Origin of the sequence: Rhizobium sp. NXC24 (assembly GCF_002944315.1) — a bacterium.
Classification (GTDB): Bacteria; Pseudomonadota; Alphaproteobacteria; order Rhizobiales; family Rhizobiaceae; genus Rhizobium.
In genome coordinates this window covers 1,933,965-1,953,829 of the sequence record NZ_CP024314.1, presented here as the reverse complement: position 1 = coordinate 1,953,829, position 19,865 = coordinate 1,933,965, and the positions used below count along the sequence as shown (strand labels likewise).

Genomic DNA, 19,865 nt, shown 5'->3' with positions numbered 1-19,865 from the left:
TCGCCACATGGCGGCGCGAGGTCTTAAATCCCTGACCCGTCGAGCTGCTCAACGTCGTCACCTTCCCAGGGGGAGGGCATCGAGGTGCGCTGGAGATTGGCCGAGGGCATCGGCATCCAGCACTTCAATTCCGGCTCGGCATATTCAACGATGCGGCCGGGCGAGGAATCAGAGGCGCGCCAGCCTTCTGCACCGAACTGATCGCCATTCGACCAATATGCGAGATCAACTTCTGCCGGCCCCTGTTCGGACGGGCGGATCGTGACGAGGATCCGGCTGCCGTCTTTCGGTGCGCTTGCCATGTGGCGCCAGCGGTCTGGCTCATCCATCTTTTTCCTCCTGCCTTGCTGCCGGCTACAAGTGTCGCTTCGCCATCGAAAACGGTCAACCCAAACTTTGCACAAGCCATCCTCTATCGATTGATTGTCCGTGCCTCCGCATCTGCGTGTCGTGCCTGCTCTATAAGGGGCTTCACATGGTCTTCAGCCCACAGCGCCAGTTCACGCAGGACCGGGACCAAGGTTTGGCCGAAGGGCGTGATCGAATATTCGACTTTGGGCGGCACCTGCGGATAAATCGTGCGCGTGATGATGTGATCGGCCTCAAGCTCGCGCAACTGCGTCGTGAGCATCCGCTGCGTCAGTCCCGGCAGCAGGCGTCCGAGTTCACCGAATCGTTTCGGCCCGTCCAGGACATGAAAAATCAGAATGGCCTTCCATTTGCCGCCAATGATGTCGAGTGCTGCTTCTACCGGGCAGTTGGCATAGACCTGATGACGTTGCTTGCGCATGATGTTCCACAATTTGGCGATTTGGGACAGTAGCTGCGCTATTTGTGCGTACTGTCCAAGGACACGGAAATCCTATTAATGGACGGCTCTTCCGCAACCGGGAAAATTTTAAAGGAGAGCAGATGTCACAGTCTCATGCCGTCGTCGAGTTGGAAAAAGCCGCAATGGCGCGGTGGTGCAATGGGGATCCCGATGGGTTCCTTGAACTGTCATCCCGCAATGTCACCTATTTCGATCCCTTTATTCCACGCCGCATCGACGGGCTCGATAATCTGCATGCCCATTATGATACCATTCGAGGCAAGATATTTGCCTCGCGGTACGAATTCCTCGATGTGCGCGTAGAGGCGGTCGGCGACGTTGCGATTTTGACCTATCATTTCCACTCGTGGGCCGGCACGGAAGGGGCGATGCGCTGGAACTGCACTGAGGTCTTCCGGCACGAGCCGCAGGGGTGGAAAATCATTCAGACGCATTGGTCGTTTCAGGGGCCGCAATGAGCCTGTGGGCAGGATGCAAAACGGGCCGGCATGACCGGCCCGTCCACAATCAGTCCTGCTCGAGCGGCGCCGGCACCGCGGTCGGCGAAGCCTGTCGTCCAAGCCGGTCGGCGACCAACATTGACAGCATCATTTCCACCAGACCATTGGTGGCACCCTTCTCGCCGGAGCCACCGCCGACCTGGATCTGCGGCACGAGCGGCAGCTTGCCGTTCTCGATCGCCTCGGCGAAGCGCATGAGCACCTGCGAGTTGAGCTGATAGTCCGGCCCGCCGAAGGCCGCGACCTTTTTCTCGGTGGCTTCGGCTTCCGCCAGGCCGACGGCGCGCACCTTCTCTGCATCGGCAAAACCGGTCGCCTTGATACGTTCGGCATCGGCAAGCGCAATGGCCTTGATCCGGTCGGCCTCACCGAGACCGGCGAGGCGCACCTTCTCGGCCTCTGCCTTGGCCGTGACCTGAATGGTTTCTGCCTGCTGGCGGGTGCGGGCGAGCTGCGCTTTACCCTCGTTCTCGCTGATCTCGATGGTGAGTGCTGATGTCGTGATCTTGGCCTGCTGTTCGGCGAGCGCTTCCTTCTCGCGCAATGTGCGCTCCTGGATCGCAGCCGCTTCCTGCAATTTATAGGTCTCGACCTTTTCAACGGCGATCTGGCGCTCGCGCAGTTGGATCAGGATCTGCTCTATGCTGTTCTGGCCATTGTTGGCGCGCGGCGTACCGATCAGCACTTCCTGCAGTTCGAGGCTGTAGGAGGCAAACTTCTCGCGCATTTCATCACCGGATTTGCGCTGGATTTCGCTGCGTTCCTGCAGCAGTTGGATCAACGTCTTGGTCTGGGCGATATTCTTAAAATAAGCCGAAACCATCGGGTCGAGCGTCTGTTCGACCAGCCGTTTGATGTCCCCGAAACGCTGCACGACGAGGGGCGCCTTCATATAGTCGATATGCACGACGACCGAGAGCGGCAGCACGGGTTCGAACGCATCCTTGGTGATCAGCGACACTTCGGAGAGATTCTCGTCCAGCCTGTGCTCGCCGAACTGTTCCCTGGACCATTTGAGCACGAAGTTGGTGGTCGGCACGATGACGATATTGCCGGCATAGGTGTTGAATGCATATTTGCCCGGCAGAAGCGGCGTTGACCAGACGCCGCGTGCGCCCGTCTCGACCAGTTCGCCATGGCGATAGGACTGGCCGGAAATATCCGCGCCTCGCCGGCCGGTATAGGAGACGACGACACCCACTGTGCCAACATCGATGATCGTCTTCTCGACGAGTTCGACCGTTGCGAAGATGCGGTTGAGGAAGTAACTGCCGTCGGCAAGCACCTGCAATTGGCGGCCGCGATAACCGCCGGCATCGAGAAACTTCTCCGGGTCCTGGAAATTATTGTGAAAATTCGGATCCTTCGGGTCGTTGGCAACGGTCGGCGCGATGATCTCGCCATCCGGCAGCGCCGGACCGTCGTGAATAGTGACGATGCCGATCAGGTCCTCGGCGTCGTGGATGACGACGGGCACAAATCCATCCCGTTCGGTGATCAGCGTGGACATATCCGCAAACAGCTTTTGTTCCGACGAGCTCAGGTTTACGGCGTGGGTCGATTGTGCCGTCAGCACGATGAACTGCGCGAGATTGATGGCATAGGTGCCTTCGCGCAGGATCTTGCGCTGCGGACCCTTCTGGCCGCCCTTGAGGAGAAAGCCGCGCACGTCCTGGAAGTCATCGGCTTCGATATTCGAGGCGAGCGTCTGGGTCGGCGGCAACGACTTGCCGTCACGCGCGAAGACGTAGCCGATCTGGCCTTGTGGAATGGTCACGAGATTGGCGCGATGCATCGAATACTGGAACGGCATGAAAAAATGCAGGCCGCCGCGCACGACTTCCGGCTGGAACCCGGCTTCGCCGTTGAGTGCAATGAAGCCATTCTTGACGGAGCCCCGAAAACTCCACAGCTTTTCGAGGATGCCGAGCCTGTCGTTGGGGATATAACGGACCAGGCCGCTCCACCGGAACAGGATTGCCAGCACGATGACCGCGACGGCGATTTCGATCGCCATCCATTCCATCGGGCTGAGATATTGTAAGGATTCCATCTCTTCTCTCCTATGGGCGCACGGGTTCGTCCATCCGACGGCCGCCCGGTTGGTGTTGGTTGTAAGACGGGGAGATTGCGCGCGGCTTTACGCTCGACGCATTAAGGGCGTGTCGAACGCTTGGGCTGCTCATTTGTCTGGGAAAATGACCGCGCGTCCCGAGTCCCCACTGAGGGACGGCGTGGTCGTGAGTGATCTCACATCGGTGTTGCCTTGATAGACATAACGATAGAGGACGTAAGGATTGCGCCTATAGGTTTAAAGACGATCGATACGGAAATCGGATAAGTACTTTCAAGGATTTCGGTATTTCGAGCATTCAATTCTACTGAATTAGACCATTTCGGTTGATCGTTTCGGCAGACGTTTCCTCTGTCCCGGCTAGGCGACGGTGAGGAACATATAAAAATCGACGGGAAATCTCATGCCGAAGGTCCGGATGCACGGAAAATCGATGGCATCCCTGCGGTGAGAGGGATACCTAGCACCTGGCGAGCCTTGCTGCAGTCCCGTCAGAAGCGATCATTTCAGCGGATGTCTGCCAGGCGCGACCGGGATGACCCGCAAGCTTCGGATGGCCCGCTTTGAACATCTACTGTCGGAGTCTGTCGCACGGCACATCGAAAACATTGCTAGACCCGGCCTGATACAGTCAATTTCAATGTCGTTAGAAACGAAGAGGGGTGAAAATGTCAGCGTTTCCCGAAAAAGCGAGGGTAGTCATCGTTGGTCTCGGAGGTATCGTTGGTGCGTCGATCGCGCATCATCTGATCGAACGCGGTTGGGACAACATCGTCGGCATCGATAAGTCGGGCATTCCTACTGACATCGGATCCACGGCGCATGCCTCGGATTTTTGCTACACCACCAGCCATGACTATCTCTCGGTCTGGACAACCCAGTACTCCATCGATTTCTTCGAAAAGCTCGGCCACTATGCTCGCATCGGCGGTCTCGAAGTCGCTCGCACCGGCGATGACGTTTGGATGGAAGAAATTAAGCGCAAGGTGACGTCGGCCAAGTCTTTTGGCACGCGCGCCCATCTCGTGACTCCCTTCGAGATTAAGAAGATGTTCCCGCTGATCGAGGAAGATCAGGTCATGGGCGGCATGTTCGATCCGGATGCGGGCCTCGTCGTTCCACGCTCGCAAACCGTAGCCGGCAAGTTGGTTGATGCCGCGGAGAAATCCGGTAAGCTTCAGGTGTTCGGCAATACGCCGGCCAAGTCACTGATTGTCGAAGGTGGCCGCATCAAGGGCGTCGTAACCCATCGCGGCACTATCATGGCTGACCATGTCGTTGTCTGCGCTGGCCTATGGGGTCGCCTGATCGCCGAAATGGTTGGCGAAGATCTGCCGGTCATGCCCGTCGACCACCCGCTGACGTTCTTCGGCCCCTACAATGAATTTGAAGGCACGGGCAAGGAAATCGGCTATCCGCTGCTGCGCGACCAGGGCAACTCCGCCTATATGCGCGACACCGGCGACCCGAAGACCACCGAGGGCGGTCAGATCGAGTGGGGCTACTACGAGAAGGACAATCCGCGCATGTGCCATCCGCGCGAATTGCTCGAAAAGCACGAGGCACGCCTATCGCCCTCGCAGCGCGACCTGGACATGGAACAGATTCTCGAGCCGCTCGAGCGCGCGATGGAACTGACACCGATCCTCGGCGAGCTCGGCTATAATGAAGGCCACTCCTTCAACGGTCTCCTGCAGGTGTCCGCCGCCGGCGGCCCGTCGTGTGGCGAGAGCCAGAAGGTGCGCGGCCTCTGGTACTGCGTTGCCATCTGGGTCAAAGACGGTCCCGGATATGGCAAGTTGATTGCCGACTGGATGACCGATGGTCGCACCGAGATCGACCACGCCAGCATCGACTATTCGCGCTTCTACCCGCACCAGCTCGAAGAGAAATTTATCGAAGGCCGCTGCTACGAGGCCGCGCAGAAGATCTATTTCCCAGCGGTCCATACGCGCGAACCCTATGCTTCGGGCCGCAACGTCAAGCGCTCGCCTTTCTACGAGCGCGAAAAGCAGCTCGGCGGCTATTTCATGGAGCTGGGTGGCTGGGAGCGTGCTCACGGCTATGCCGCCAACGAACACCTGCTGGAGAAATACGGCGACCGCGTTCCGGTTCGCGAAAACGAATGGGACAATCGCCACTTCTGGCGCGTCTCCAATGCGGAACATCTGGCGATGAGCGAGGATTGCGGCATCGTCAACCTCAGCCACTTCTACATGTTCGATGTCGAGGGGCCTGACCATGTCGAACTCATGGAATGGGTCTGTGCCGCAAAGATCGGCGGCGATGCCAATATCGGCAAGGGCATCTATACCCACTTCCTCGACGACGAGGGCATGGTGCGCGCCGACTTGACGGTCATTCGCATGGCCGATCGCTGCAGAGTGATCGACGGAGCGGACGCCGGCCCGCGCGATTTCCACTACATAAAGCGCATTGCCGAGGATAAGGGCTTCAACGTCACCGTCACCGACGTTTCCGAGAAATTCGTCACCATCGGTCTCTGGGGTCCGAACGCCCGCGCCACACTGAAGAAGGTCGTTGCCGATCCGGCAGGACTCGATCCCGAAAACTTCGCCTTTGCAGCGATCAAGCCGATCGTGATCGCCGGCAAGTCGGTCACTGCCTTCCGTATCTCTTATGTCGGCGAGCAGGGCTGGGAACTGCACATGGCGTACGAGGACGGCCTTGCGGTCTGGGATGCGCTGCGGGCAACGGGCGTCATGGCCTTCGGCGTCGAAACATATGCCAACTCGCGCCGCATGGAGAAAAGCCTGCGCCTGCAGAACGCAGACCTGCTGACCCAGTACAACCTGCTCGAATGCGACCTCGCGCGCCCGAAGGTTAAGGAAGCTGACTTCCGCGGCAAGGCGAAACATCTGGAGTACAAGGCACGCGACCATCAGCCGGCCATGCTCTGCACCCTCGTCATGACCGACAATGTCGACAGCAAGGGTGTTGCCCGCTATCCGCTCGGCAACCTCCCGGTCATGGATCCGGAAACCGGCGAGGTGCTGGTGGACGAACTCGGCCGCCGCTCCTACACGACCTCGATCGCCTTTGGCCCGACCATCGGCAAGAATATCGCGCTCGCCTACCTGCCATGGAGCCATTGCCAGGAAGGTCGCAAGCTTAATATCGAATATTTTGCCGAGACCTATCCGGTGGAGGTGGTTGGCATCGGTTACAAGCCGATCTACGACCCTGAAAGCCTCAAGCCAAAAAGCTAAGTCGAAGTGCTTGATCTAAGAGGTCATTGAAGCAATTGCCTGGCGCTCCCACATTTCGGCGGCGCCGGGCAAAGAATGCCTTTGTGCCGGGCCGGGCTCGCCCCGATTGTCCGGCTCGGGCGGTGCTGCACCGTGACATCGGTGCCCGATCGCGACACCAGCGAACTGCCCCAGGTAATCGCAGATACCCAATTCCGCTCCTATCCCTTCAAGATGGACTGCATCCACCGCTGGTAGTGGAGCCATATCCGGCCTGCCAGCATCCGACGGAGCTCAATGACCGGCGTCAACATTTCTAAACATATCTGAACACACAGCAACGCGATCAGGCGCTATCGCTGGTTCAAGTGACATCTTTCGCCTGCCCATTTTTTCACGAGAGAGATAATCTTGAAACTTGCTTCCAAAGCTTCGCTCGCATTCATCCTTATTGGGTCGGCGCTTGCCGGCTGCACGACGGCGGATCCGCTGGTTTATTCCGGATTGGCGTCAGCGCCGAATTTGCAGCCCAACCCCAGCGACCCGAGTGGGCGCGTTCCCTTCCGCTATCGGGGCAATGCCGATTGGAAGCAGTATGACAAGGCAATTATCGATCCGGTGACAGTCTATCGAGCCCAGGACAACCAGTTCATCGACACGAGCGAGCAGGACAAAGGCGAGTTGGCCAACTACATGCAGACCCGCTTCACCGAACAGCTCAGAACCCGCTTCGGCATCGTCAATACGCCGATGCCGGGAACCCTGCGGATTCACCTGACGCTTACCGGCGCGAAGAAGACGACGCCCGTCCTTGGACCGTTCTCGCATCTTGATGTCGGAGGTAACGTCTACAACGCGGTCCAAGCCGCCCGTGACAAGGAAGGATCGATGACCGGCTCGGTTTCATATGCCGTCGAGATTTACGACGCCCCGAGCAATCGTTTGCTTTCCGCCTTTGTCGCCAAGCAGTTTCCCGGCGCGATGAACGTGGGCGCGAGCTTCGGCGCCCTCAAGGCCTCGAAAGTCGCGATCGACAAGGGGGCTGAGGCACTTTTGGCGCAGTTTCAATAGAGCCAAATCCCTTATCTGCCGTTCAATGCCCGGTCGGAACACGTCTTAAGGGCAAGCGTGCCCCCGAGATCGTTCCGATCAGCCGCGGAGTGCGGCGGCGGGCGGCTGACGGTAAGCGAGGATAGCGGGTACGGACGCGATCGATGCCGCAAACGTCAGCAGCGCCGCCGCGAAGCCGATATCTTCGCGAAGGAATCCGACCGGCATGACGACGCCGCTATCCCCCGCCACGACCTCAGAAATTACCGCTGCCGCTGCATAGCCGATGCCGAAGCCCATGGCGACACCAATGGCCACCAGCGCGAACAGCTCCAACCAGACGATCGCAAACAGCGCGCCGCGCGGGGCGCCGAAAGCCCTAAGCGCGCCGATCTGGCGCCGCCTCTGCCCGACATGCATGACCGTCACCAGCAGCAGCGCCGCCGCCACTAGGACTTGCGACCCCACAGCGATCGCAAACAGCACCCGTTTCGCATCGCCAAGCGTCGCATAGAGCCGGGTCAGGACCTCGGCGGGGAACACCGCCAGCGTTGCACCGGCGCGGTATTGCTGCCTGAGCTTATAGGCATCGGCTATGGTCTTCGGCTTCACCAGAATTGCCGGCAGGCCGGGAACCTCATCATCCCACGTTTCATTCAACGGCGCATCCGGATCGATGGCATGATGCTCGTGCTCATCATGCGCTTCGGCGGGGTCTTCGTGATCGTCGTGATGGCCCATGCCGTGGATATGCCAGACCGCCTGGATCGGGACCAGTATGGCTCGATCCCAGGCCGTTCCGGTAGGTTTCAGGCGGCCGGTTACATGGTAGGCGAGTTCGGAGTGGGTATGTCCCCCTTCCTGCGCCGAGCCGTGCATCGGCTTGATTTCATCGCCCTGTTTGAGGGCAACGCCTGCGCCAATCACCGCCTCGCCTTCCTTTGCGAAAATTTTTCCCTCCGCCAGTTCCCCGGCGAGATTGTGCACCAGCGCCGTCGTCGTGCCGACGATCGGATTGCCCATGAACGAATCTCCGAAGCCGATCGGGGCCGCCCAGGCGACGCGGGGATCGGCGGCAAGCTTTGGCAGTAGCCCGCCATCCATTAATGGCAGCGGCGCGGCCTGCAGGAAGACCGAGGAAAGCACGAGCTGATTCTCGCTGCCGGCTGCGCCGATCACCAGATCGAATTTGTCGGCGGCCCGTGCGCTGCCGAGCCTGAGCGCCCGTTCCTGCAGCGTGACCGTCACCCCGAGCGCCACGGCAAGGGCTACGATCAGAACGAGCACGGCCGAGCCGAGCCAGAATCTGCGGAGATCGGCCAGGATGAAACGGATCATGCTGCATCTTCCATCGACCGGGTATCGCTGGCGATGCGCCCGAGGTTGAAGGTGATCTTGCGTTGGAGCCGGTTGGTCAGCCGCTCATCGTGTGAGACGACGATCAGTGTGCTCTTTTCCTGATCGGCGAGTTCCAGCAGCAGGCTGCCGACGGCTTCGCCGCTGTCGACATCGAGGCTGGCGGTAGGCTCGTCGGCGACAATAACGCCGGGTTTTTGCAGCAGCGCCCGGGCAACGGCAACGCGCTGCATCTCGCCGCGCGACATGGTCTCGATCCTTTGCTTGGGCTGCTTCAGACCTGCCCGCTTCAACAAATCATGTGCCCGTTCGACAATCTCGACGGATGCCGCGCGGGCAAGCCTTGCCGGCAGCAAGATGTTTTCGATCGCCGACAGGCCGGCAAACAGATGAAAATCCTGCATCACCAGACCGACATTGGCGCCACGCCAACGGTCCCGGCCGCCTTCGGAGAGCTTGGCTATGTTCGTGCCGCTCCAGTCGATGCGGCCCTGGCGTGCCCGTTCGAGCCCGGTGATAACGTTGACGAAGGTGCTCTTGCCGGACCCGGAGGCGCCAGTGACGGCCACGCGACCGCCGGCCGGAATCTGCAGTCGCTCGATCGTCAGCACCGGCGCGGCGAGCCCAGGAAAAGTGATGGAGATATCGGCGAGTTCGAGCGATAGCATCTTGTTCAGGCAATCCAATAGTTCGCTTCGCGCAATCTAAGCCGGCTTAAGAATCCGGTTTCCGGGTCCGTCCAGGAGCCGACTTCGAGCGTGCCGGCGACGGCTATCAGCGTGCCGGGTTGCACGAAGGTCTGCGCTTCTGAGAGATAGATGACGACAATATTGTCCGGCCAGTCGGCATCGGTCGAGCAGAAGGGGCAGATCGACATCGGGATTTCGGTCAGCACGAAAAATTTCGCTTCTGCCTTCAGCGGCGGCGCCATGAAGCCGCGCATCTGGATCTGTTGTCCGTTCAGGGACTTAACCTTGTCGGAAAATTCGAGGCCGAGCGCGCTGACCTTGCCGTAGAGATCGCCGATGGAGAGTTCGCTGGGCGAGGCGTGGCTGGGGCCTGCGGTCATGACCCATGGCGACAGGCCGATCATCGCAAGCAGGCTGCGGCGACTGACAACGGAACCGTAAAGAATGTTGCCCACCGCGCACCTCCTCGGAAATGGCCTCCCGGCGGCCAATGCCGCCCGGAGGTTTCTGGCAAATTACATAGTCTCTGCACCGAGCGCAAAGGTATCGGCGAGAACGCGGTAGACGTCGCTCTCTTCCATGTAGCCCTTGAACTCTTCCGAACCCGGACCTGTTGCCTGCAGCACGACGTCGTCGACGGCATGAACGGCCGTATCGGCATTGCGCGGCAGATTGCCTTCGCGAAGCACGGCGCCGGGAACATCCTTATACGCGCTGTTGGCGACGTATTCCTTCTTCTCGTTTTGAATTGCCGGCTCAAACGGACCGTCCATCTTCGGGCGGAAGGTTTCGTAATAGTCCGGATAATTGTTGGCGAAGATGGCGAGGCGGCGGCTCACGTCGACCTTGTCAGGGAAACCGTCGCCGTCCTTGTCCTCATAGTTCGGGAAGCCGGCATCGGCGTAGACGCCCACCTTCTCACGCATGTCCGTGCCCGGCTTTTCGTCATCGACCGTGCCGATGACCGAAACGCCATGCGTATGGTCGCCGGTGACGACGATCAGCGTATCGGGATGCGTCTTGGCGAATTCGCGCGCCATGCCGACAACCTGGTCGAATTCGATGGTTTCGAAGACCGAGCGCTCCCAGTCCATCGTGTGAGCCTGCTTGTCGATCGAGGCGCCCTCGATCATCAGGAAGAAGCCGTCCGGATTCTTGGAAAGCTGATCAAGCGCGACCTTGGCCATGTCCTTGAGGCCGGGCTGGTTCGGGAATTTGCCGACCGTGCCCTTCTTGAGGAATTCCCGATCCAGCGTCACGTCCATGTTGCCGGTGTGGAAGAGGCCCAGGATTTTGCCGGTATTGGTGCCGGCGGCGGCTGTCAGCTCGGACTTATCGGTCGCCAGCGCGTAGCCATCGTCCTTGAAGGTCTTGACCAGGTCCTTGTCGTCCTTGCGCTTGGAGCCCGGGACGTCCTTCGGCAGGAAATAGGCCGAGCCGCCACCGAGGATAACATCCGGCTTGGTGTTGAGGAACATGGCGGCAATTTCAGCCTTGTCGCCGCGCTTGCGCGTATGGGAAATGACGGCGGCCGGTGTGGCATCTTCGATTTCGGCAGTGGAAACGACGCCGATCGATTTCTTGGTCAGGCGGCGCACCGCTTCAGCGATGTTTTCGACACGCGGGTCGTCCAGCGAGTCCGGCGTGCGGTCGGCATAGACGCCAAGCGCATTGATCGCGGTCTTGTGGCCGGTCATGTAAGCCGACATGGTGTTGGCGCTGTCGGTGGCGATCGCATTGGTGGACGATGTGCCGATGAACGCCATGTGATCGAGGTCATCCATGAAGAGGCGGCCGTTCGCCTTGCCCTCGGTCATGCCTTTGGACATCAGGCGGGCAGCGGTGCGGTGGCCAACGGAGAGGCCGTCGCCGAGCAGAAAGATGACGTTCTTGGCCTTCGGGGTCGCGGAGGTGCCGAACACGTCCCAGGTAACGGCTTTCGTCTGGCCGCCGGCGCTGACTTCTACCTTATAGGTGCCTGCCTTGCCGATTTTGGCGGAGCGCAGAATAACGGCAGAGCCGAGGCTCTTGTCGTCCTTGCCCTTCTCGTCGGCCACGAAATTGAAATCGGCGCCGAGAACGGACTTGGCATCCTGGCCGTTGATGGTGATCTTCACGTCTTCCTTCTTGATGGCGCCGTCGAACTCGACCTTGAAGTCGAAAGGCGAGCCGACCAGGATCGTTGCACGATCGAGCGGATAGACGGTGGCTGCGTGGGAAACGCCGGCCAGCATGGTGGCGGCGGCAAGAGCGATTAGAGTTTTACGCATGGGAATCCTCGCGCGTTTGTGAAGTCACGTTACAGTGTCGTGATTAGCGGGCGATCGTGACACACGAATGACAGGCAGAAGGTAAGTGGTTGGACTTGCAGCGATATCAGTCTCGTCGCATCGGTGTCGCCTAAAGCATCTGCATGGAAAACCGCCATTCCAGGATACTTTCCCGAAATCGTCAACTATTTCAGCGAAGTAGTCGCGTCTCTGACGTTCCCGGGTCGGTAGTAGCAGTTGTCCGTCTGCTTGTCTGACCGGTTTATTCATCGCTCCGATCGCTTGTAGCCGTCGTATTTAAGCCAGCACTTGACATCGGCAGCGTTAAGGTCGAAGCCGCATTTGGCCGCGCATGCGCGGCCGTTTTTGCGAGGATTCGGGGAATGAAGACCAAGACGGCCGTGGCCAATACCGGAAGCCTGATCATGACCGGTGTCGTGCTGATGTTGCTCGGCGATCTGCTCTTTGCGTTGAATGATGCGATGGGCAAGTGGCTGGTCTCGAGTTTTGCCGTCGGTCAGGTGCTGGTGATCCGCTCGTTCGGAGCTTTTGTCGTGCTCGGACCGATGATCGTGAGACAAGGGCCGATGGCCTTGTTCCGCGTCGAGCAGAAAGGCCTCCAGTTCATGCGGGTGGCCATGGCGACTGGCGATGTCGGCCTGTTCTACGCTGCCGTCGCCTATCTGCCGCTCGCAGATGTGATGACCTTCTATATGGCCGGGCCGATCTATGTTGCGGCGCTCTCGCATTTCTTTCTCGGGGAAAAGATCGGCTGGCGCCGTTGGCTAGCCGTTCTGGTCGGCTTCGCTGGCGTCGTCATCGCGCTGCGTCCCTCCACAGCGATGCTGTCGCTTCCATCGCTTTTCGGTCTCGCGGGCAGCTTAGCCTTTGCACTGACGCTGGTGATGAGCCGCTATCTGCGCTCGACCAGCGACACGACACTCGTGACCTGGCAGACGATCGCCGCCCTTGCCACCGGCATCGTCTTGAGCATCGGCCACTGGCGGCCGGCGACGCCCATCGATTGGCTCGGCATGCTACTGCTTGGCATCGTAGCCTCTTGCGCGCATCTGCTCATCACGCGCTCGTTGAAGCTCGCACCGGCATCGCTGCTCGCGCCGCTGCAATATACGCTGCTGCTCTGGGCGATTGTGCTGGGCTACATCTTCTTCAACGATATTCCCGATATGCAGATCATCATCGGCGCCGCGATCATCGTCTTTGCCGGTCTCTTCATCTTCCACCGGAAGAACCTGAAGGAAACGGTCCCGGCCGAGGCAGTCCCGCCCGACGGCCATTGAAGGTTATGCCGGCTCATATTAGCGTGAGGCCATCGGTTTGATGCCGCTCGACTATGAGACCGCATGATTGGGCGCTGCTGATTCAGGTCAAATAGCCTGCAGCGTATGGTTCCTGGTCATCGATAACGTGAGTTGAGACCCCCGTAATATAGGCACGGCCTTCAACGCTTGGAATGACTGCGGGTATGCCGGCGTCCAGGGTTACATGACGCTCGATCCGTCCTTTGAATATGGAACCGATCAAGCTCTCGTGGCTGAAAACATCGCCGATCTGCTGCTCTCCGCGTGCTGCCCGGAGCGCCACGCGTGCCGATGTGCCGGTGCCGCACGGTGAGCGATCAATGATTTTGGGGGTCGCGATGACAACTGCGCGCGCGTCGGCGCCCTTCATAGGCGCGCCGCACCACATCGTGTGATGCGCCCCCCGTATGCTCGGATTGTCTGGGTGGACGACATCGATGACGCTGGGAAGTAGCTTGACAAGGACCTGCGCCATTCTTCGCAACTCTTCGGGGGAATAATCCGCACAATCTCCAAAATTCCGCTGGCTCTCGACTATGGGATAAAAATTTCCACCATAGGCGATGTCAAAGACGATGAGGCCGAGATCCGGATGGTTCAATTCGACGCCTTCGGCAAGAACGAAGGAGGGTACGTTGCTGAAACGAACCCCGCTGACTTTCTCACCCGTCTTTTCATATCTGGCCTCAACGACTCCGGCAGGCGTGTCCAGGCGGACAAGGCCGGGTGTCGCCGGTTCAATCAATCCCTTTTCGATGATGAAAGTAACCAACCCGATCGTCGCGTGACCGCACATTGGCAGGCACCCTGAGGTCTCCAGGTAGAGCACGCCGGCGTCGCAATCGCTTCGGGTGGACGGAACCAGCATCGCTCCCGACATCATTTCGTGGCCCCTGGGCTCACACATCAGGCCAGTGCGAATCCAATCGTGGCGGGCGATGAAATCCAGTCGTCTCTCGCTTTGCGTCGCGCCTACAAGATTTGGCTGTCCAGAAGTTATTAGCCGCACGGGCATGCCAGCCGTGTGACCTTCAATGCAATCGAACGTGTAAATGGTCATGTTGGTCACTTCAGTTTAGGGCGTTCAGTTACGCCTCTGATAGCATATTTTGCAGATTGTCGGTCAAATGTCGACATAAATATTGCTTCAAATGTGACCTGCCTCTTCGTGAAATGTCGATTGACATTTTGTTATTGTCGACATTAGATCGACGGATTCTAGATTTGATAAGTGGTTCAGGAGCCCACGCATGAATGAGAAAACCGGCGCCAGAGCACCACTCGCGGTGGTAACGGGCGGAGCAAGCGGGATTGGAGAGGCGACGGTTCGGAAATTTGCCGCGGCCGGCTGGAGAACAATTATCGCTGACATCAATGCTGATCGCGGCAGGAAAATCGCGGACGAATTAACGTTGCAAAACTGCGATTCTCGGTTCGTCTATCTCGATGTTACGGATGAAATGGCCGTCGAAAATTTTTCAGAATCGGTATTTTCCCAAGACGGTGCTGTGGAGGCACTCACCAACTCAGGTGGCATCTTGCAAAATGCGACCCGATTGACGTCCATGCGCGTCGAAGATTTTGACAAGATAATCGGCGTCAACCTTCGCGGAAGCGTTTTGACCGGCAGAGCCTTCGGAAAGAGAATGGCTGAGGCTGGACGCGGCGTGATTATCAACATGTGTTCGCTGACAACCTTTCAGGCTCATCCGCAACCTGCATATGCGATGAGCAAGGCTGCGCTAAGGACATTGACGGAAGTGATGGCTGCCGAATTGGGACCTCAAGGGGTTCGGGTGAATGCCGTAGCGCCCGGTTATACTTTGACGCCGGCGATGCAGGATCGCATCGAGAAAGGAGAGCGCGATCCGTCAAAGGTCGTGTCCAAGTCTGCGCTTCGGAGATTCGTGGAGCCAAGCGAAATAGGCGAAGTAATTTATTTCCTGTGTTCACCCGCTGCAGCCGCGATCACCGGCGTGGTGTTACCGGTAGACTGTGGCTGGCTAGTTTACTCCGTCTACAGCAGCGCGGCCGCGCAGCCGCAATAGGTTGTATGTCGGGAGCCTCAGATGGTTTCATTCGGGTCCAGGCACGCATTGCTGAAACGAGGGCGGGTTCGGATGCGGCGCTCGCCCTGAGACTCTCGGGAGCGCGCGTCGACACGACGCGACCACCGCCTCGGGCTGTGCCCGCCGTACCGCGAAGTTTTGTCAGGCCGTCCCGCCCGGCACGAGATCGAATCCGACATCGACCGTTTGGGGAGGAGCATCCTCCAGAAGGAGTTCCGCGGCCCGCCTTCCTATATCCACACGCCGCGTGAGAATGCTGGCGATGGGCTGCGGGGTGTGGCGGCAGATATCGAGAGCGTTGAAGCCGATGATCGCGAGCCGGTCGGGCACGGAGATTCCCGCGGACAGGCAATGGAAGTAGCCCCCAAGCGCCATGTCGTCATTGGAGAAATATACGGCCTCAACGTCTGGGGATCGGCTTAAAACACTCGCCAATCCCGCTTTTCCCAGGCTGACCGAGGAAGGAGCATTGCGGATTTCCCGATCTCTCAGCGCGAGCCCTGCCTGGCTGAGTTGATCGACAAACCCTGCGAAGCGTTTTGCGCTGCGGGTGTCGCGTTCCATGTCGTGTCCGACATAAGCGATGCGTGTATAGCCTTTTTCAATGAGATGGGTGGCAGTCGCCTTGCCGGCCGATCGATGCGAGAATCCGACAGCGATATCTAGCGGTTCTCCATCGATATCCAGCAGCTCCAGAACACGGCAGCCCGCGGCGCGAAGCAGCTTTCGCGTTCCCTCGGTATGCTCCAGGCCGACAAGCATGACCGCTTCCGGTCGCCACGCCAGAACGGCCGCGACAAGCGCCTCTTCCCGTAGCGGATCATATTCGGTAACGGCGAACACGGCCTGCTTCTGCCGCGTCTCAAGCGCCCGGGTAACGCCGCTCAAGACGTCGGCGAAGACGATATTCGAGAGAGAGGGCACGATGATCGCCACCAGGGGTGTGCCGGTCGATGCCAAGGCTCCAGCGATCTTGTTGGGGACGTAGCCAAGTTTGTCGACCGCCGCCATGACGCGGGCGCGCGTTTTCTCGGAAAAGGACCCATGATTGCGCAGCACACGCGAGACCGTGCTTTCGCCGACGCCGGCCGCGTCAGCAACCTCGGCCAGTGTGATCGGCGTGTTTTTCAGATCCATTTCCTTCCCCCAGCTCGAGATTCTCGCGAAATGTTCCTTCGAGTGCCTCGCGGGTTTCGGCTTGTCCATCAAGACTTTGGAAAGCGCGTCGCACTCTGAAAAGCGGCCTTTGCAAGCATATTAGAAAAGCACTCCTTTGTTCAATGGCAGCGCTGCCAAAAACTGCTTGGCAGCGCTGCCAAAATTGTTTATAGGAAATGGCAGCGCTGCCAATTTGGGGCGCGGGAGGCGGGACTACCCGTATTTTATCGGAGGAGGAGAGCAATGACGGTGCTGGATCAGGCATCGGCCGCCCGTGCGGGCGCGTCCGAAGCGGTGGAAAATATCGCTTACAAGAAAGTTTTCTGGAGAATTATGCCCTTGCTGATGTTCTGCTACGTGGTCGCTTATCTCGACCGCGTCAATGTCGGCTTCGCCAAATTGCAGATGTCCAGCGAGCTGGGTCTTTCGGAAGCGGCCTATGGTGCCGGTGCCGGCATTTTCTTCATTGGCTACTTCCTTTTCGAAGTGCCCAGCAATCTGCTGATGAACAGGGTCGGCGCGCGGATATGGATCGCCCGCGTCATGATCACCTGGGGTATCATTTCCGCCGCCTTCGCATTCACGTCCTCGGAAAGAATGTTCTACATTCTGCGTTTCCTGCTTGGTCTTGCGGAAGCCGGCTTTTTTCCGGGGATCATTCTTTATCTGGCATCCTGGTATCCGTCCCATCGGCGCGCCAAGATCATTGCGACGTTCATGTCTGCCATCCCAGTTTCCGCCATTTTCGGAAACCCGCTTTCGGGCTGGATCATGGACAGCCTTCACACCTTCAACGGCATGTCCGGATGGCAATGGATGTTCATGATTGAGGCCATCCCCGCTGTGCTGCTCGGCTTTGTCGTCCTTTGCTATCTCGACAACCGTATTGAAGATGCGAAATGGCTGGATCAAAAGGAGAAAGATGTTCTGTTCGCCAACATGGAGGCTGAGAACCGGATCAAGACAGCGAGTCCCAGCAGCCTCGGTGCGACCTTGCGCGACGGTCGGGTATGGCTGATGAGCCTCATCTATTTCTGCTTCGTGCTCGGTCAATACGGCCTGAACTTTTGGATGCCGACGCTCGTCAAGGCTTCCGGGGTTGTCGGCAATTTCAACGTCGGCCTGGTCTCGGCAATCCCCTACATCTGCACATTCATCACTATGCTTGTTCTCGGACGCTCGTCCGATCACTTCCGCGAACGCCGTTGGCATCTCGTCGTCCCTGCCATGATCGCCAGCATCGGCTTCATCGCCGCAACCGCCGCATCGAGTACCGGGGTCGCCATCGCGGCGCTCTCGCTGGCTGCTGCCGGCGCGATCACCTGCGCACCGCTATTCTGGTCCCTGCCGACTGCCTTTCTGGCCGGCACGGGTGCCGCAGCCGGCATCGCGTGGATCAATTCGGTCGGCAATCTTGCGGGCTTCCTGGGACCGTTCATAATCGGTTATCTCAAGGACGCCACAGGCAGTAACTCCATTGGTATGTATTTTCTGGCGGCGGCATTGATCGTCGGTTGCATCGCAACACTTTCCGTGCCGGCAAAGACGGTAAACCGCTGAATGAGTGCCTCCCCGACATCAGGCGCCGGGGAGGCCAACCGCTGTATCATTTAAGGATCATCATATGACAACCCTTCAGGAAAACGCGGAAACGCCCCAGGTGGCGGCCGTCATTGGTCTTGGCGCCATGGGCATGGGCATGGCTCTCTCGCTCAGGAAGGCCGGCTTCGATGTGATCGGCATCGATATTTCCGCGGATGCTGTTTCCCGCTTCGTGCAGGCAGGAGGCCGCTCCGCTTCCAGCATCGCGGAAGCCGCGAAAGAGGCCGACATCGTTGTTTCGGTGGTCGTCAACGCGGCGCAGACGGAAAGCGTCCTGTTCGGTGCGGGCGGCATTGCCGGTGTCATGCGTCCCGGTTCCGTATTTATCTCGTCCGCAACCATGGATCCTGCCGTGGCCGGCAAGCTTGCCGCGCAGCTCGAGGCAAGGGCCGTTCACTATCTCGACGCCCCCATTTCGGGTGGAGCGGCGCGCGCCGCCAGCGGCGAGCTGACGGTTATGGCCTCGGGGACAAAGGCTGCCTTCAGCGCCGCGCGCCGCGCGCTCGATGCCATGGCCGCTAAGGTCTATGAGCTCGGTGAAACCGCTGGCGCTGGCGCTGCCTTCAAGATGATCAACCAGTTGCTCGCCGGCGTTCACATCGCCGCCGCCTGTGAGGCGATCTCGCTCGCCGCGAAACTGGGGCTAGACCTCGACAAGGTCTACGAAGTGATTACCGCATCCGCCGGCAATTCGTGGATGTTCGAAAACCGCATCCCCCATGTGCTCGCCGGCGACTACACGCCCCTCAGCGCCATCGATATTTTCGTGAAGGATCTCGGCATCATCCAGGACATGGCGCGGTCCGAACGCTATCCGGTGCCGCTCAGTGCCGCGGCGTTGCAAATGTACCTTGCGGCTTCCGGCGCCGGCATGGGACGCGACGACGATTCGTCGCTCGCACGCCTTTATGCGCAACTGTCCGGCGCCTCGCTTCCGGAAAAGACGAGGTGAGCCATGCCAACCTTCGCCGCCAATCTGACGATGATGTTCAACGAATGGTCGTTCCTTGACCGTTTCGACGCTGCCGCCGAGGCCGGGTTTTCGGCTGTCGAATACCTGTTTCCCTATGACTTCAAGCCCGAGGACATCCAGGAACGGCTTGTCCGCAACGGCTTAACCCAGGCACTTTTCAACATGCCTCCGGGTGATTGGGCCGCCGGCGCGCGAGGGCTGGCATCGCTGCCGGACCGCTTCGGCGATGTGGACGAGGGCGTGATCCGCGCGCTCGTCTATGCCGAAGCCACTGGCGTCAAGAAGATTCACCTGATGGCCGGCCTCGCCGACCGCAGCGATCCACAAGCGCAGGCCAGCTATCGTCGTGCGGTGGAGCATGCCGCTCATCGACTGGCCGAAAAAGGCATCGATCTTCTGCTGGAACCCATCAATGGGCGCAATATGCCCGGCTATTTCCTCAATGATTTCCATGCGGCTGCGCAGATGATCGATGAATTCGGCCTCACCAATGTGAAGCTGCAGTTTGACATCTACCATTGCCAGATCATTCATGGCGACGTGACGACACGCCTGCGCAAGCTGATGCCAATCAGCGGGCACGTGCAGATCGCCAGTGTGCCGTCGCGTCAGGAGCCGGACGGCGAAGAGCTTAACTATCCATTCCTGTTTTCCGAGCTCGATCGGCTCGGCTACACGGGCTATGTCGGCTGCGAGTATCATCCCCGCGGTCGAACGACGGACGGTTTGGGCTGGTTTGAACCTTATAAGCGGGGATGAGC

At 59.2% G+C, this 19,865-nt stretch carries 17 protein-coding genes; 8 read left to right on the top strand and 9 right to left on the bottom strand.

The genetic code is table 11. The annotated features are described in order from the left end of the window. Positions 1–23: 23 nt before the first annotated feature. Complete coding sequence (locus tag NXC24_RS33120) at positions 24–329, bottom strand: hypothetical protein (protein WP_104827488.1); 306 nt, start codon at positions 327–329, stop codon at positions 24–26. Positions 330–412: 83 nt separating this feature from the next. Further along, positions 413–790 (bottom strand): helix-turn-helix domain-containing protein, encoded by a 378-nt coding sequence (locus NXC24_RS33115; RefSeq protein WP_104827487.1) that lies wholly within the window; start codon positions 788–790, stop codon positions 413–415. Between the two features lie 122 nt (positions 791–912). Here NXC24_RS33115 and NXC24_RS33110 point away from each other — a divergent pair, with 122 nt between their 5' ends. Further along, on the top strand, positions 913–1,290 hold the full coding sequence (locus NXC24_RS33110; protein WP_104827486.1) for a nuclear transport factor 2 family protein: 378 nt from the start codon (positions 913–915) through the stop codon (positions 1,288–1,290). Between the two features lie 49 nt (positions 1,291–1,339). Here the strand turns inward: NXC24_RS33110 and NXC24_RS33105 are convergent, their stop codons facing one another. Further along, entirely contained in the window at positions 1,340–3,385 is a 2,046-nt protein-coding gene (locus NXC24_RS33105) for a flotillin family protein (RefSeq protein ID WP_104827485.1), read from the bottom strand. 689 nt (positions 3,386–4,074) lie between these two features. Here NXC24_RS33105 and NXC24_RS33100 point away from each other — a divergent pair. Then, positions 4,075–6,636 (top strand): FAD-dependent oxidoreductase, encoded by a 2,562-nt coding sequence (locus NXC24_RS33100; RefSeq protein ID WP_104827484.1) that lies wholly within the window; start codon positions 4,075–4,077, stop codon positions 6,634–6,636. 390 nt (positions 6,637–7,026) lie between these two features. After that, a complete protein-coding gene (locus tag NXC24_RS33095; protein WP_104827483.1) occupies positions 7,027–7,686 on the top strand; it encodes a DUF3313 domain-containing protein in 660 nt (219 codons plus the stop codon). Positions 7,687–7,764: 78 nt separating this feature from the next. On the opposite strand, the gene NXC24_RS33090 is transcribed toward NXC24_RS33095, so the two are convergent. The 4 genes from NXC24_RS33090 to NXC24_RS33075 form a co-directional block, all read right to left on the bottom strand. Then, positions 7,765–9,003 (bottom strand): ABC transporter permease, encoded by a 1,239-nt coding sequence (locus NXC24_RS33090; RefSeq protein ID WP_104827482.1) that lies wholly within the window; start codon positions 9,001–9,003, stop codon positions 7,765–7,767. Then, on the bottom strand, positions 9,000–9,689 hold the full coding sequence (locus NXC24_RS33085; protein ID WP_104827965.1) for an ATP-binding cassette domain-containing protein: 690 nt from the start codon (positions 9,687–9,689) through the stop codon (positions 9,000–9,002). The genes NXC24_RS33090 and NXC24_RS33085 overlap by 4 nt, the downstream gene beginning before the upstream one ends. Positions 9,690–9,694: 5 nt before the next feature. Then, on the bottom strand, positions 9,695–10,114 hold the full coding sequence (locus NXC24_RS33080) for a hypothetical protein (protein ID WP_104827966.1): 420 nt from the start codon (positions 10,112–10,114) through the stop codon (positions 9,695–9,697). Positions 10,115–10,225: 111 nt separating this feature from the next. After that, the gene (locus tag NXC24_RS33075) at positions 10,226–11,980 is read right to left on the bottom strand and encodes an alkaline phosphatase (protein WP_104827481.1); all 1,755 of its coding nucleotides are present in this window, start codon (positions 11,978–11,980) and stop codon (positions 10,226–10,228) included. A 383-nt stretch (positions 11,981–12,363) separates the two neighbouring features. On the opposite strand from NXC24_RS33075, the gene NXC24_RS33070 reads away from it, so the two are divergent. Next, the gene (locus NXC24_RS33070) at positions 12,364–13,281 is read left to right on the top strand and encodes a DMT family transporter (RefSeq protein ID WP_104827480.1); all 918 of its coding nucleotides are present in this window, start codon (positions 12,364–12,366) and stop codon (positions 13,279–13,281) included. An 82-nt stretch (positions 13,282–13,363) separates the two neighbouring features. On the opposite strand, the gene NXC24_RS33065 is transcribed toward NXC24_RS33070, so the two are convergent. Then, positions 13,364–14,362 (bottom strand): 4-hydroxyproline epimerase, encoded by a 999-nt coding sequence (locus NXC24_RS33065; protein ID WP_104827479.1) that lies wholly within the window; start codon positions 14,360–14,362, stop codon positions 13,364–13,366. A gap of 190 nt (positions 14,363–14,552) precedes the next feature. On the opposite strand from NXC24_RS33065, the gene NXC24_RS33060 reads away from it, so the two are divergent. Beyond that, positions 14,553–15,350, top strand: coding sequence for an SDR family oxidoreductase (locus tag NXC24_RS33060; protein ID WP_104827478.1), 798 nt, complete (start codon positions 14,553–14,555; stop codon positions 15,348–15,350). A gap of 162 nt (positions 15,351–15,512) precedes the next feature. On the opposite strand, the gene NXC24_RS33055 is transcribed toward NXC24_RS33060, so the two are convergent. Further along, positions 15,513–16,508, bottom strand: coding sequence for a LacI family DNA-binding transcriptional regulator (locus NXC24_RS33055; RefSeq protein ID WP_104827477.1), 996 nt, complete (start codon positions 16,506–16,508; stop codon positions 15,513–15,515). 264 nt (positions 16,509–16,772) lie between these two features. On the opposite strand from NXC24_RS33055, the gene NXC24_RS33050 reads away from it, so the two are divergent. The 3 genes from NXC24_RS33050 to otnI all read left to right on the top strand — a co-directional run bounded on the left by NXC24_RS33050 (position 16,773) and on the right by otnI (position 19,863). Then, positions 16,773–18,089, top strand: coding sequence for an MFS transporter (locus NXC24_RS33050; RefSeq protein ID WP_104827476.1), 1,317 nt, complete (start codon positions 16,773–16,775; stop codon positions 18,087–18,089). 64 nt (positions 18,090–18,153) lie between these two features. Beyond that, positions 18,154–19,083: an L-threonate dehydrogenase gene (ltnD, locus tag NXC24_RS33045; protein WP_104827475.1), complete on the top strand. Its 930-nt coding sequence runs from the start codon at positions 18,154–18,156 to the stop codon at positions 19,081–19,083. Between the two features lie 3 nt (positions 19,084–19,086). Beyond that, positions 19,087–19,863 (top strand): 2-oxo-tetronate isomerase, encoded by a 777-nt coding sequence (otnI, locus tag NXC24_RS33040; RefSeq protein ID WP_104827474.1) that lies wholly within the window; start codon positions 19,087–19,089, stop codon positions 19,861–19,863. Positions 19,864–19,865: the final 2 nt, after the last annotated feature.